This window comes from Streptomyces sp. NPDC057438 (genome assembly GCF_042802995.1).
Lineage (GTDB): Bacteria > Actinomycetota > Actinomycetes > Streptomycetales > Streptomycetaceae > Streptomyces.
In genome coordinates, this window is the sequence record NZ_JBHVDD010000017.1 from 17281 (window position 1) to 30429 (window position 13149).

At 72.9% G+C, this 13149-nt stretch carries 10 protein-coding genes; all 10 read right to left on the reverse strand.

Annotation, left to right across the window (positions count from 1 at the left end):
• Position 1: 1 nt before the first annotated feature.
• The 10 genes from ACFU5F_RS12620 to ACFU5F_RS12665 are packed head-to-tail and all read right to left on the reverse strand — an operon-like array spanning position 2 to position 13130.
• The gene (locus tag ACFU5F_RS12620) at positions 2 to 1273 is read right to left on the reverse strand and encodes a DUF4910 domain-containing protein (protein WP_383885860.1); all 1272 of its coding nucleotides are present in this window, start codon (positions 1271 to 1273) and stop codon (positions 2 to 4) included.
• Positions 1270 to 2295, reverse strand: coding sequence for an NAD-dependent epimerase/dehydratase family protein (locus ACFU5F_RS12625; RefSeq protein WP_383885863.1), 1026 nt, complete (start codon positions 2293 to 2295; stop codon positions 1270 to 1272). Before ACFU5F_RS12625 ends, ACFU5F_RS12620 begins: the two co-directional genes overlap by 4 nt.
• Before the next feature lie 3 nt (positions 2296 to 2298).
• Positions 2299 to 2946: a PIG-L deacetylase family protein gene (locus ACFU5F_RS12630; protein WP_383885866.1), complete on the reverse strand. Its 648-nt coding sequence runs from the start codon at positions 2944 to 2946 to the stop codon at positions 2299 to 2301.
• A complete protein-coding gene (locus tag ACFU5F_RS12635; protein ID WP_383885869.1) occupies positions 2943 to 3737 on the reverse strand; it encodes a glucose-1-phosphate cytidylyltransferase in 795 nt (264 codons plus the stop codon). Before ACFU5F_RS12635 ends, ACFU5F_RS12630 begins: the two co-directional genes overlap by 4 nt.
• A complete protein-coding gene (locus ACFU5F_RS12640) occupies positions 3734 to 4969 on the reverse strand; it encodes a class I SAM-dependent methyltransferase (RefSeq protein ID WP_383885873.1) in 1236 nt (411 codons plus the stop codon). Before ACFU5F_RS12640 ends, ACFU5F_RS12635 begins: the two co-directional genes overlap by 4 nt.
• On the reverse strand, positions 4966 to 6174 hold the full coding sequence (locus ACFU5F_RS12645; RefSeq protein WP_383885876.1) for a glycosyltransferase: 1209 nt from the start codon (positions 6172 to 6174) through the stop codon (positions 4966 to 4968). The genes ACFU5F_RS12640 and ACFU5F_RS12645 overlap by 4 nt, the downstream gene beginning before the upstream one ends.
• A gap of 2 nt (positions 6175 to 6176) precedes the next feature.
• The gene (locus ACFU5F_RS12650; protein ID WP_383886074.1) at positions 6177 to 7409 is read right to left on the reverse strand and encodes an O-antigen ligase domain-containing protein; all 1233 of its coding nucleotides are present in this window, start codon (positions 7407 to 7409) and stop codon (positions 6177 to 6179) included.
• A 37-nt stretch (positions 7410 to 7446) separates the two neighbouring features.
• A complete protein-coding gene (locus tag ACFU5F_RS12655; protein ID WP_383885879.1) occupies positions 7447 to 8967 on the reverse strand; it encodes a right-handed parallel beta-helix repeat-containing protein in 1521 nt (506 codons plus the stop codon).
• A gap of 9 nt (positions 8968 to 8976) precedes the next feature.
• Entirely contained in the window at positions 8977 to 10941 is a 1965-nt protein-coding gene (locus ACFU5F_RS12660; RefSeq protein WP_383885882.1) for an alginate lyase family protein, read from the reverse strand.
• Complete coding sequence (locus tag ACFU5F_RS12665; protein ID WP_383885885.1) at positions 10938 to 13130, reverse strand: bi-domain-containing oxidoreductase; 2193 nt, start codon at positions 13128 to 13130, stop codon at positions 10938 to 10940. The genes ACFU5F_RS12660 and ACFU5F_RS12665 overlap by 4 nt, the downstream gene beginning before the upstream one ends.
• Between the last annotated feature and the right edge of the window lie 19 nt (positions 13131 to 13149).

Genomic DNA, 13149 nt, shown 5'->3' on the forward strand with positions numbered 1-13149 from the left:
GTCATGCCTTGATCAGTCCGGCACCGTGCAGGGCACCGGCCGCGACGGCGACGGTGTCGAAGGGCAGCCCGGACCGCTCGGCGACGTCCAGCAGGGAGTGCTCGCCGTCGGAGAGGCTGAGCACCCACAACATGGCCATCTGGGCCTCTTTGGCGTCGCTGCGGCCGCCGAGCGAGTCGTACAGGCCGCGCCGGCCCAGCTGCGGTTCGCCGTAGGGGCTGAGGTTGACGTACCGCCGGTTGCCGTCGAGCACGGCGAACGCCTCCCGGCACAGGTCCAGGGTGTCCGTCATCGCCTCCGGGGTGACGAAGTCCGGATTGTCCGCCGAGGTGTGGTACTCCGGGTAGCCCGCGTACGGGGTCCGGCTGAGCGAGCCGACACCGAGATCGAACCCCGGTGAGCAGTACTGGCGCTCGTCGTAGCCGTACGGGGTGAACTCGGTGACGCGGTGCGGGCGCCCGGAGGCGTTCAGCACGTGCCGCATCACCCGGTCGATCTCCGCGTCGCCGCGTCGGCTCTGCTTGTACGTCACCTCGCCCCGGTCGCCGGCGCAGGCCAGCACCAGGCCGTGCTTGACCCGTTCGATCCGTTCGGCGTTGCGGGCCAGCCAGGTGATCGCCCCGATGGTGCCCGGCGCGAAGACGAACCGGTAGGTGAAGTGGGGTGTCCGCTCCGCCAGTGCCCGGGCCAGGAAGGTCGCCACCGCGACGCCCGCCAGGTTGTCGTTGGCCAGCGACGGGTGGCAGACGTGGCACGAGACGATCACCTCGTCGGCGACCTGGCCGGGGACCACGTGCTCGGCGTAGGTGAGGTGGCCGTCGGCGAGCGTGGAGTCCACCCGCACCTCGTACGGGCCGTCCGGCAGCGCGTCCAGGGTGTCCTGGGAGAGACAGAAGCCCCACTGCGGCTCGTAGTAGCTGGTGCGGTACGGCACCAGGCTCGGCTGCTCCGGCAGCGTGTACAGGTGCTCGCGCAGCTCGGTGAGCGGCAGGGTCGCCGACACCGGCACGCTGTAGCCCAGCACGTGCAGGCTGGAGGCGTTGAAGTCGACGACCCGCCTGCCGGAGGCGTCGGCGACGTAGGCGTCCCGGATGTTCCACTCCTGCGGCACCGTCCAGTCGAGCACCTGGGTCCCGGTCGGCACCTCGTGCACCTGGAGCGGGATGTACTCGCCGACGATGTCCAGGGTGGCGCGCACCCCGTCGCCGGTGATGCTCCGGCACAGCGGGTACAACCGCTCGACCAGCGCGTGCATCTCCTCGCCGACGGTCATCCGCGCCACCGCAGGGTGTCGTCGACGGTGCCGGCATCGGACGCCGCCCGCAGCACGGCCAGCCGGGTGAAGCGCCGCTCGAAGTCCTCCTTGGTGAGCCCGAACGTCCGGTAGGCGTCGGCGAGTTCGAGCGCGCCCCGCTTCACCGACCACTCGCAGTCGAAGCCGGGGACCGCGGCCCGGAACCGGGAGAAGTCCACCCGGTAGGACCGGGGATCGGCGCCGTTCTCCCCGGTGATCACCACCTTCGCGCCGGACACCGCCTCGGCGACCTGCTCGGCGATCTCGGCGACCGTGACGTTGTTGGCCTCGCTGCCGATGTTGAACGCTCGGTCGTGCACCGCCTCGCGCGGCGCCTCCAGCGCGGCCGTGAAGGCCCGCGCGATGTCGGCGGCGTGCACCAGCGGGCGCCAGGGAGTGCCGTCGGAGAGCACCAGCACCTCGCCGGACAGCAGCGCGTGGCCCACCAGGTTGTTCAGCACGATGTCGGCGCGCAGCCGGGGGGAGTGGCCGAAGGCGGTGGCGTTGCGCATGTACACCGGGCTGAAGTCCCCGTCGGCCAGCGCGTGCAGGTCGTCCTCCACCCGCACCTTGGACTCCGCGTACGGCGTGACCGGGCGCAGCGGGGCGTCCTCGGCCACCAGCTCGTCACCGCCGGCGGCGCCGTACACCGAGCAGGTCGACGCGTACAGGAAGCGCCGGACCCCGGCGTCGCGGGCCAGCCGGGCCAGCCGCACGGACGCGTGGTGGTTGATGTCGTAGGTGAGCTGCGGCGCCAGCGAGCCCAGCGGGTCGTTGGACAGGGCGGCCAGATGGATCACGGCGTCCACCCCGCCCACGTGCTCGGCCGTGAGGTCGCGCAGGTCCACCCGATGCCCCGGCGGGTCGGCGGGCGTCGGGCCCAGCACGCAGTCGGCGAACAGCCCGGCGTCGAGGCCGACGACCTCGTGCCCGGCCTCGGCGAGGACCGGGGCCATCACGGTGCCCAGGTAACCCTGGTGTCCGGTCAGGAGTACGCGCATGGTTCAACCCCCCAGGTTGAGCGTGAGTTTGGTGACCGCGAACGCCTCGGCGTAGCGCTCGTGGCATTCGATGCCGCGGATCCGCGCGAGGCCCAGGAAGGCCTCCCGGTCGTACCAGGGCCGGTGGCGCTGCGAGGGGTAGTGCTCCTGCAGCAGCCGCACCTTCTGTTCGGCGGTCTCCGCGGCCAGCGGCTGGTACGCCGCCGTACGGCCGAGGTCGCCGTCCCACTTGACGATCTCGTAGCCGAGCACGAGGTGGTCGCGGAACGCGGTGGGGATCAGCCGCGCCAGGCCGCGGTGGTCCTGGTGGGCGTCGTCGGTGCGCGGGGCCAGCACGAGGTCCGGGTCCGTCGCCGCACGCAGCTCCTCGACCGCGGACTTGGCCTCCTCCCAGTGCGCGGGCAGCCGGCCGTCCGGCAGCTTGCCCACGGTCAGCCGCAGGTCGGCGCCCGGGCAGAAGGCGGCGAGCGCGGCCCGCTCCTCCTGCTCCCGGTCGGTTCCGCCGCCGGTGAGCACCAGCGCGTCGACCCGCAGGCCCGGCCGTGCCTGGCACAGCGTCAGCAGCGTGCCGCCGGCGCCGATGGCGATGTCGTCGCAGTGCGCGCCCACCGCGACGACCCGGTCGGGGCGTCCGGCGCCGAGCCGGATCACGCGCCCACCCCGGTGGTGTCCCGTTCCCACACGGCCCACGGGCGGTCGCCGCGGGCGTAGGCCTCGTCGAGCGCGGCCCGCTCCTTGACGGTGTCGGTCGGCTTCCAGAAGCCGCGGTGCTGGTGCGCCACCAGCCGGCCCTCCTTGGCCAGCCGCGCGCATCCGTCGGCGACCAGGTCACCGCCCTCCGGGATGTGGTCGAAGACCTCCTGGCGGAGCACGAAATAGCCGCCGTTCTCCCACAGCGGCATGTCGCTCACCGCGGTGATGCCCCCCACCAGCCCGTCCTCGCCCAGGTCCACGCAGTGGAACGAGGACTGCGGCGGCACCACCATCATCGACGCGCCGGCGTCACGCCGGGCGAAGGAGTCGATCATCTCCGGCAGCGGGGCGTCGGTGAGGACGTCCGCGTAGTTGGCGAGGAACATCTCGTCGCCGTCCAGGTGGTGCCGCACCCGGCGCAGCCGCTCCCCGATCGGCGACTCGACGCCGGTCTGCGCGAACGTGATCGTCCAGTCGGCGATGTCGGTGGACAGCAGCTCGGTCCGACCACCCCGCAGCACGAAGTCGTTGGACGTCGTCTCCTCGTAGGTGAGGAAGAAGTTCTTGATGTGGTGGGCGCCGTACCCGAGGCAGAGGATGAACTCCTTGTGCCCGAAGTGCGCGTAGTAGCGCATGACGTGCCAGATCAGCGGGCGCGGGCCGACCATCGCCATCGGCTTGGGCACGTCGTCGGAGGTTCCGTTGCGCATCCGCATGCCGTAACCGCCGCAGAACAGGACGACCTTCATGCCTCGACCTCGACAATGCTCAGTTCCGGTATCGGGAAGACCAGGCGGCCGCCCCACTCGTGCACGTACGCCAACTGCTCGACCAGCTCGGTCCGCAGGTTCCACGGCAGGACGAGCACGTAGTCGGGCCTGTCGGCGGCGATCCGCTCGGGCGGCAGGATCGGGATGCGGGTGCCCGGGGTGAACCTGCCGTGCTTGTAGGGGTTGCGGTCCACGGTGTACGCCAGCAGGTCGGGCCGGATGCCGCAGTGGTTGAGCAGGGTGTTGCCCTTGCCCGGGGCGCCGTAGCCGACGACCGTCTCGCCGCGCTCTGCGGCGTCGATGAGGAACCGCAGCAGGTCCCTGCGGACCTTGGCCACCCGGGCGGAGAACTCGGTGTACCCGGACAGCTCCTGCAGCCCGGCGGCCTTCTCCCGGGCCAGCACGTCGGCCACCCGCGCGGTGGGCTCGCCGGCCACCTCGGCCGGGCGGGCCCACAGCCGGATCGAGCCGCCGTGCGTGGGCAGCAGCTCGACGTCCACGAGCGTCAGTCCACCGCTCGCCAGTGCCCGGATCGCGGAGGCGACCGTGTAGTACTGGAAGTGCTCGTGGTAGATCGTGTCGTACTGGTTCTCCTCGATCAGGGTCAGCAGGTGCTGCACCTCGATCGAGACCCAGCCGTCGTCGGCGACCAGGGCCCGCAGCCCCCGGGTGAAGCCGACCACGTCGGGGATGTGCGCGTACACGTTGTTGGCCACCACCAGGTCCGCCGGGCCGTGCTCCGCCCGGACCGCCGAACCGGTCTCCGGGGACAGGAACGCCGTGAGCGTGGGCACCCCCGCCTCCCGCGCCGCCGCCCCGACGTTCACCGACGGCTCGACGCCCAGGCAGCGGATCCCCCGGTCCACCACATGCCTCAGCAGGTACCCGTCGTTGCTCGCCACCTCGACCACGAAGGCGTCGGGGCCGAGGCCCGCCCGCTCCACGGCGTCGCCGACGAACGTGCGCGCGTGCTCCACCCAGGAGGTCGAGAAGGAGGAGAAGTAGGCGTACTCCTCGAACGTGTCCTCCGGCGTGATCAGCGGAGGGATCTGCGCCAGCCAGCAGTCCGTGCAGACCCGCAGGTGCAGCGGGTACGCCGGCTCCGGCAGGTCCAGTCGGTCCGCGGCGAGAAAGCTCTCGCACGGCGGCGTCGCTCCCAGGTCGACGACGCTCTCCAGCGCCGTCGAGCCGCAGAGTCGGCATCCGGTCATCTACTGCCCCCCAATGATTCCGTCCGCCCCGCGATCGCGGCGCGGTACCCCTCCACCAGGTGCTCCAGCCCGACCTCCGGGCTGAAGTCCCGCTCGTAGCGGCCCCGGGCCGCCCGGCCCATCTCCCGGCCCAGGGCCGGATCGGCCGTGATCCCGCGCAGACACGACGCGAGCGAGGCGGACTCGCCCGGCCGGTGCAGCAGCCCGGTCACCCCGTCCTCGACGAGTTCGACGAAGGCGCCGTGACCGGCGGCGACGGCCGGGACCCCCGCCGCCATCGCCTCCACGACCACCAGGCCGAACGCCTCCAGCCACGTCGAGGGAGCCACCACGGCGACCGACCGCGCGACGGCCTCGCGGACCTGCGCCGTGTCGTACAGCCCGGCGTACCGCACGTCGTCGCGACCCGCCGCCCAGGCGGTCACCTCCCGCTCCAGCGGCCCCGCCCCGGCGATCACGAGCGGTACGCCCACCCCGCCGCCGTCGGCCAGCTCGTCCCAGGCGGCCATGAGCAGCCGTATCCCCTTGGCCTCCGCGAGCCGGCCCAGGTACAGCAGGTGCTCGCCGTCACCCTCCCGGCGCGGGCCCGGGTCGGGCACGAAGTTGTGCTTCACCGCCAGCCGCTCGGCCGGCATGCCGGAGCGCACCAGGACCTCGCGCTGCGCCGCCGAGATGCAGAAGAACCGCTCCACACCGGACCACCATCGCCGCCGGTTCACCGAGAGACTGACCGCGAGCGGCACCGTCGCCAGCCGCGAACCCCGGTAGCAGCCGTGCCGGACGGCGGGCAGCGGCGCGGACCCCACGCACTCGGCGCACGGCCGGCCCTCGCGCTGCAGCGTGCCGGGCGGGCACACCTGGGTGTAGTTGTGCAGCGTCGCGACGGCGGGCACGCCGGCGTCCGCGCAGGCGGCCAGCACCGCCGGCGACAGCAGCGGGAAGACGTTGTGGACGTGCACCACGTCCGGCCGTGCGGCGCGCAGCCGCGCGGCGAGTTCCCTGCGGACCGCCGGGTTCCACGGCACCAGCAGCGGGATCGCGGCCTTGCCCGGCAGGGACCGGGCGGCGATGTCGTCGCTGCGCCGCTCGAACACCTCGACCCGGTGGCCGGCCGCGCGCAGCAGCTCCACCTCCTGGTCGACGACCTTGTTCTCGCCGCTCGGCTGCGCCGACGCGTAGCGGTTGTGCACCACGAGCACGTGCATGCTCAGGCCACCTCCGATCTTCTGACCCAACGCGTGACGCGCCGTCGGGGGACAGTGGGGGGCGGCGGGGCCCCGGGCTCGGCGGGCACCGCCAACAGCGAGGCGGCCACCGCCAGATGCAGCAGGTACGGCGAGGCGTCGCCCAGTCCTGCCTCGGTGTACGAGGCGATGCCGCAGTAGCTGATCAGGAAGATCGCGCAGGCCCTCGACAGCGACGGCGGCCGCAGCAGCGCGACGCCGCCCAGCACGACGACGATCGCCGCCACCAGCGTCACGCCGGTCATGCCCTGCTCGTTGAAGACGGCCAGCCAGCTGTTGTCGATCGGCAGTCCGCCGAACGACTTGTCGCCGAGACCTGTGCCGAACAGGTACTCCGAGGTGGTCCGGGGCGCCGCCAGCAGCGCCTCCCAGACCTTGGCCCGGCCGGTGAGGCTGGTGAAGTTCTCCTGGCTCTGCCCGCGCAGGAACCACGCCCGCAGTGCCGGCCCGAACCCCACCGCGGCCACGGCGGCGCACAGCACCACCCAGGCGAAGAACCGGCGGGCGGCGGTGCTGGTCAGGAAGAGCGAGCCGATCGCCAGCACCAGCCCGATGAGCATTCCGAGCGTCGCCGTGCGGGTGTGGGTCAGCGCGAGCAGGACGAGGGACGGCACGATGACCAGCGCCGCGCTGCCCCGGGTCGTCCGGCGGCCCAGCAGGAGCAGCACGGACAGCCCGATGATCACCGCCGCGTACTGTCCGATCTGCGGCGGGGTGAGCGGCCAGAGCGCGCCGACCAGCCGCCCGCCGTACAGCTCGGGCAGGGCCGCGCCCGGGGAGACGAGAGCGCCGAGGGCCACCGAGCCGAGGACCACGTAGTACATCCGGATGTGCAGCCGGACGAACCTCAGCTCGCCGTCCCACCAGCGGGTGAGCAGCCACAGGGTGCTGACGAACAGCGCCAGCCGGGCGCAGCGGAACACCGCGCCGAAGCCGGACTCCAGGTCCGCGCTGGAGATCACGCTCGGCACCAGCAGCAGGGTCAGCAGGAACAGGTAGGCGTTGGGGCGCACGCGCAGCCGGGGATTGACCACCAGCGCCAGCGCGAACGCCGCGACGAGCGCGCCCATGGTGACCATCTGGATGAGGGAGCGCGGCAGCGGGACGATGGTCTTCGCCCCGGCGGAGCCGAGGGTGTTGAGGACCAGCAGCCCCCAGACCGTCCCGACGATCTTCGGCGTGTGGTCGGCGGCCATCTCAACCGCCCTCTTCGGCGTGTGGTCGGTGGCCATCTCAACCGCCCTTCCCGGCGCGGTACCTGCTGCCCGCGTCCTGCCGGTACGGCGTGTCCTGCCACTGGGCGAAGTCCAGGACCCGGCTCGGGTCGTGGACGACGAACCTCCACGGCCCCCGGTAGACGTTGTCGTGCCAGCGGTTGTGCTGCTTGCGCGTGATCGCCTCGGCCACCCGTTCGCCCCGGTAGGGCGACCAGTCCGGATAGGTGCCGTAGTTGGCCAGCACCGCCATGCGGTCGCACTTCACCGTGCAGTCGAGGACGGCCTTGTCCAGCGTGAAGCGGTTGTCGTGGACGTCCACCCGCTGGGTCTTCCACCGGCAGTCGTCGTAGAGCGGAGCGGTGGCGATCGCCGGCCGCTCGCAGCGTTCGATGTCCTTCACCAGGAGCGTGCACTCGCCCGAGGAGGTGTTCGCCGGGCTGTTGCAGAACCGGTCCGCGTTCTCCCACAGGGTGATGCCGGACCAGTTGTTCTCCAGCACGTTCCGGTAGATCTCGATCTTGTCGGTGCGGGCCGGGACCCGTGGTTCGCCGCCGGACTCCGAGATGTAGACGGTCGCGAACGGGAAGCTGTCGCCGCGCCCGGCGTAGTCGCGGCCCTCGACCCAGTTGTTCCGCCGGATCCTGTTCTGCCGGATGACCGCGTTGTAGCTGGTCTCGTAGATCAGCGCGGCACCGTCGTTGGCCTCCAGCAGGTTTCCCTCGATGCGGAAGTCGTTGTTGTTGGTGTCCGCCCACAGTCCGGTCCCGCGGTTGTCGTGCACCCAGTTGCCGCGTACGTCGGCGCCGTCGACGGCCCAGAACTTCACGCCTCCGGTGCACCCGCAGCCCGGCCGCCGCTTCTCCCAGTCGTCCGTGTTGTTGCCCGTGATCTCGTTGCCCTCGACCACCAGGCCGGTGATACGGCCGTCGGCCTTGTAGGCGTTCATGCCGTACTGGCCGTTGTCGCGCAGGCAGTTGCCGCGCACCCGCTGGCGGGCCCCGGCCATCAGCCCCGCGCCGGAGTTGTTCTGGACCGTCGTGTGCTCGATGACCCAGCCGTCGGCCGAGTCGTGGTTGACCACGCCCTCGTCGTGCGGCGCGACGAACCGCTGCACGGTCAGATGGCGGATCGTGACGTCGCGGGCGCTGCCGCCGAACGCGTACTGGTTGGTCTTCCGCCCGTCGAGCACCGCGCCCGGCGCACCGAGGTAGCTGTCCCCCTCCTTGGGCAGGACCTGGGCGTAGCGGTCCGGTCCGAGCCGGTGCTTGCCCGGGAGCAGCCAGAACGTGGTGCCCGGCGGGTTCTCCTCGGTCTTCACCGCCAGGTCGCCGGGCACGACGGGGTCGACCGTCACCGCGCCCTCCGGCGCCTTCGACGGCCCGGCCGCGCGCGCGGCGCACACCCCGGCCACGGCCGTGGGCGGCGCGGTGGACGGCTTCGGCCCCGCGTCCGGCGTGCCCTCGCAGCCGGTCGCCGCCAGCAGTGCCAGCACCAGCGGTGCCACGGCCCGTGCCCGGTGCCGCCACGTGATCCCCAAGCGTCCTCCCTAGCCGCGGAACCCGAGTACGGTGGTGAACCCCTCCACGCCGTCGGCGAAGCCCGTGCCGATCAGCGTGGTGGCGGGTTCCTTGCGACCGAAGCCGGCCGAGTACCAGCCCAGCGGCGGGTCGCTCTCGCCGCGGTGCGCGCGCCAGGACAGCTGCCCGGGCAGGTCCAGCACCGCCGAACGCTCCTCGCCGTCCCGGGTCCAGGTGAGCACCGCACGGTGGCCCGTCAGGTCCGCGGCGATCGCCGGGCCGAGGTGGAACGCCAGCCGCACGGCCCGGCGCGGGCCGTGCCGGCCGCGGACCTCGTCGACGATCCGCAGTTCCCGGGCCGCGGCCGTCAGTTCCACCCGGCGGCGGTGCACCGAGGGCGCGTAACCGTCGTGCTCGGCGCCCCAGCGGGCCACGCCCTCCCCGGACGTGTCGCAGACCAGGACGCGGGTGCGGGCCTGCCGCGTCCACAGGAACGGGCCACCCGAGAGGGACTGGTCGGCCCCGTCCAGCTCCAGGGTGTTGTGGCCGAGGGTCGACCGGAAGTACCGCCGCCACTGAGGCTGCCCGTGGTAGCAGTACGTCCCCGGGTCGGCGAGCACGTCGACCCCGTCGTGCCGGACCTCCAGGGACAGCGCGTCCGCGTGCGCGTGCGCGGCGATGGAGAGGAACCCGTGCGGGCCGCCGTCACAGCGGCACCAGATCTCCTCCGGCCCCCGCAGGATCGTCATCCCCGCGTCGGCGAAACGGTCGGGCCGGCTCGCCGGGCGGGACACCGCCGGTGCCCCCTTCGCCGGGTGAGGCCGGACCAGCGCGGCCAGCAGCGGGGTGCGCACATCGGTGCCGGTCACCGCCGGCCACCAGTCCAGGCGGCCGAACACGGCCTCCCCGGTGGCCAGCAGGGAGCCCCAGCGGTCGGTGCCCGCCCCGTCGACGACCAGACCGTGCCCGTCGTCCGCGTCCCCCTGGCGCGGCGGCCGCAGCCGGTTGTCCACGACGGCCGCGAGCGCGTCGGTCATCCGCAGCAGCACCAGCCGGACCGGCGCGGGCACCGGCACGCCCGCGGCGTCCGCCTCGGCCAGCGCGGCCAGGCCCAGCTCCAGCACCAGGCCGTGGTACTCGGTGGCCAGCTCCCGGTTGAGGCCGGAGGGGAAGGTGTTGGCGCGCAGCTGCCGCTCCAGCGACCGCAGCGCCTCGGCCCGCCAGCGCGCCGAGGCGGGGAACCAGTCGAAGGCGCAGGACGCGGCGAACTGCCCGGCCGCCTCGGCGATCACATGGTTGTTCGCGGACGACCCCCGGCTGGGGAAGGCGGCCAGCCAGCGCTGGTGGTGCCAGATCTGCCGGCGTGCCACCGGGTTGCCCTCGAACAGTTCGGCCGCGCCCGCCCAGCCGTCGAGCAGCCGGCGCACCCACACCCAGGACAGCAGCCGGATGCCCAGCTCGATGCCGCTGGTCCAGTGCACCCCGCGCAGCGGGGTGTTCGCCGACCACCACGACCGCAGATGCGCGGCCACCCGCTCGGCGTACCGCTCGTCCCCGGTGACCGCGTAGGCGGCGGCGAGCACGGTGAGGTACTGGTGCCGGGACAGCTCCCAGATCTGCTTGATGTCCCCGACCGCGTCCTCGTCCCGGTACGGCACGTCGAAGGCGTAGCCCCAGGGCGCCCGGCGCCCGGTCCTCGGGTCGTGGCACCAGTCCGGGTCGGCCAGGTCGTCGCGGGGCACCCCGAAGTACTCGGCGTGTCCGTCCAGCAGCCGGTCCGCCTCGGCGACCAGACGCTTCGTCGCGTCCGGCGGCACCTCGGCGAGGGTCCCCGGGGGCAGTACGGCGGTGAACCGGGCGCCGATCACCTCCGGGCCCCCGGGCGGCGCCGACCGCCACCGGCGCCTGCGCACCGTGTCGCCCACCCGGCCCGCGACCTCCCGCGGCCCCATCCGGGACAGCCGGCGAAGGTACCAGCCCGCGCTCATGCTCACCGTGGCCTCGCCAACGTCACCGGCGCGCCGCCGGCCAGGCCGGTCTGTACGGCGAGGGTGGCCGCCGTCGTGGCGACCAGCGACTCCAGCGGCACCGGCATCGGCCCGCCGGTCCGTACAGCCCGGACGAACGCGGCCAGTTCGGCGTTCTGGCCCTTGTCCCGGGCCTTGGGCAGCCGCGAACTCACCCACCGCTTGCGGTCGTACACCGAGGCACGGACGAAGTCGTCGAGCCGGAGCACCCTGCCGTCCGCGATCAGGTCCAGCGTCTCCTTGGGGAAGCCGGACGAGCCGGTGGTCACATAGCTGATGGTGGCGGTGGAGCCGTCCGGGTAGCGCAGCACGACCTGCAGGTCCTCGTTGCCGGGCGTGGCCGTCGCGTACACCGAGACCGGGTCGGAGTCGAGCAGCCAGCTCGCCGTGTCGACGAAGTGCCCGCCCTCGCCGGCGAACCGCGAGCCCTCGGTGCCCTGCCGGAGGTACCAGCTGCCGTGGTCCAGACGGCCCGCGTTGACCAGGTAGCGCAGGCTCGCCGGACCGGTCCGGGCGCCGAACCGCTGCTTAGCCTCCCGCAGCAGGGGCGCGAACCGGCGGTTGAAGCCCACCTGCAGCCGGTCGTTGCCGGACTCCTCCACCGCCGCGAGCACTCCCGCCAGTTCCTCCTCGGTGAGCGCCAGCGGCTTCTCCACGAACACCGCCTTGCCGGCCAGCAGCGCCCTGCGGGTCAGTTCGGCGTGCGAGCTGTGCCGGGTGACCACGAACACCGCGTCCACGGACGGGTCGCCGAGCACGGCGTCGAGATCGGTGGTCGCCGCCCCGAAACCGAACTTGCGCTGCGCGTTCGCCGCGGACAGCGCCGTCGTGGTCACGACCGTGGACAGCTCGACGCCCTCGCGGCCCGCCAGATGCGGCAGCAGCATCGACGTCGCGTAGTTCCCCGCGCCGACGAACGCCAGCCGCACCGGCGTCCCGGCCGCCCGGGCCGGGGCGGTGGTCCCCGCGCCGGCGTGCCGCACCGCGGGCACGGCCACCGCCGGGGCCTCGGCCTCCTGAGCCTCCTCCTCGTGGTCGGGGTACCGGAACAGCACCGCCACGGCCTTCAGATCGCCGTCCTGCAGGCCGCGGTACGTCTCCACGGCGTCGTCGAAGGGGGCCGTGTGGGAGATCAGGGGCTCCACGTCGACCCGCCCGCGGGCGAGGAGATCGAGGAAGCACGCCAGGTTGCGGCGCTCGGTCCAGCGCACGTAGCCGATCGGGTAGTCCCGCCCCTCCAGCTCGTACGCGGGGTCGTAGCGGCCGGGGCCGTACGACCGGGAGAACCGGACGTCCAGCTCCTTCTCGTAGTACGCGTTCCACGGCAGGTCCAGCCGGCACTTGCCGATGTCGACGACCCGGCCGCGGTCCCGGCACAGCCGGGCGGCCAGTTCGACGGGCTGGTTGCTGCCGCCGCCGGCCGCCAGATACACCTGGTCCACGCCGTGGCCGTCGGTGAGTTCGGCGACGGCGTGCGCCACGGCCGCGGAGTCGGGGTCGCCGCTGGCGGCGGCGCCCAGGCGTTCGGCCAGCTCGCAGCGCGCCGGGTCGGGGTCGACCCCGACGACCCGGACGCCCGAGGCGGTCAGCAGCTGCGCCACCAGCTGACCGATCAGCCCGAGACCGATGACCAGCGCCACCTCGCCGAGCCGGGGCTCGCCCTGGCGGACGCCCTGCATCGCGATCGACCCGACGGTGCCGAAGGCCGCGTGCCGGGCCGCGAGGCCGTCCGGCACCGGGGCGTAGAGGTTCTTCGGCACCCAGTTCAGCTCGGCGTGCAGCGCGTGCTCGTTGCCGGCGCAGGCCACGAGGTCGCCGGCCTTCACGTCGTCGATGCCGGCGCCGACCTGCTCGACCACCCCGCACAGCGAGTAGCCCAGCGGCGTGTAGGAGTCCAGCTTGCCCATCACCTTGCGGTAGGTGGGGCCCACCCCGTTGGTGGCCACGCTCTGCACGACCTTGGCCACCTGGTCGGGGCGCGAACGGGCCTTGCCCACCATCGACATGCCGGCCTCGGACACCTTCATCAGCTCGGTGCCGGTGGAGATCAGCGAGTAGGCGGATCGCACCAGCACGCCGCCCGGCTTGCACCCCGGCACCGGCACGTCGAGCAGCGCCAGCTCGCCGCTCTTGTAGTTCTGCACTACCTGTTTCACCCGAAGTCCTCTTGTCTCT

What these genes read in the sequence shown, in the direction of transcription:
- ACFU5F_RS12620 (WP_383885860.1), bottom strand. Translation starts at nt 1,273, where the DNA reads ATGACCGTCGGCGAGGAGATGCACGCGCTGGTCGAGCGGTTGTACCCG.
- ACFU5F_RS12625 (WP_383885863.1), bottom strand. Translation starts at nt 2,295, where the DNA reads ATGCGCGTACTCCTGACCGGACACCAGGGTTACCTGGGCACCGTGATG.
- ACFU5F_RS12635 (WP_383885869.1), bottom strand. Translation starts at nt 3,737, where the DNA reads ATGAAGGTCGTCCTGTTCTGCGGCGGTTACGGCATGCGGATGCGCAAC.
- ACFU5F_RS12640 (WP_383885873.1), bottom strand. Translation starts at nt 4,969, where the DNA reads ATGACCGGATGCCGACTCTGCGGCTCGACGGCGCTGGAGAGCGTCGTC.
- ACFU5F_RS12645 (WP_383885876.1), bottom strand. Translation starts at nt 6,174, where the DNA reads ATGCACGTGCTCGTGGTGCACAACCGCTACGCGTCGGCGCAGCCGAGC.
- ACFU5F_RS12650 (WP_383886074.1), bottom strand. Translation starts at nt 7,409, where the DNA reads ATGGCCGCCGACCACACGCCGAAGATCGTCGGGACGGTCTGGGGGCTG.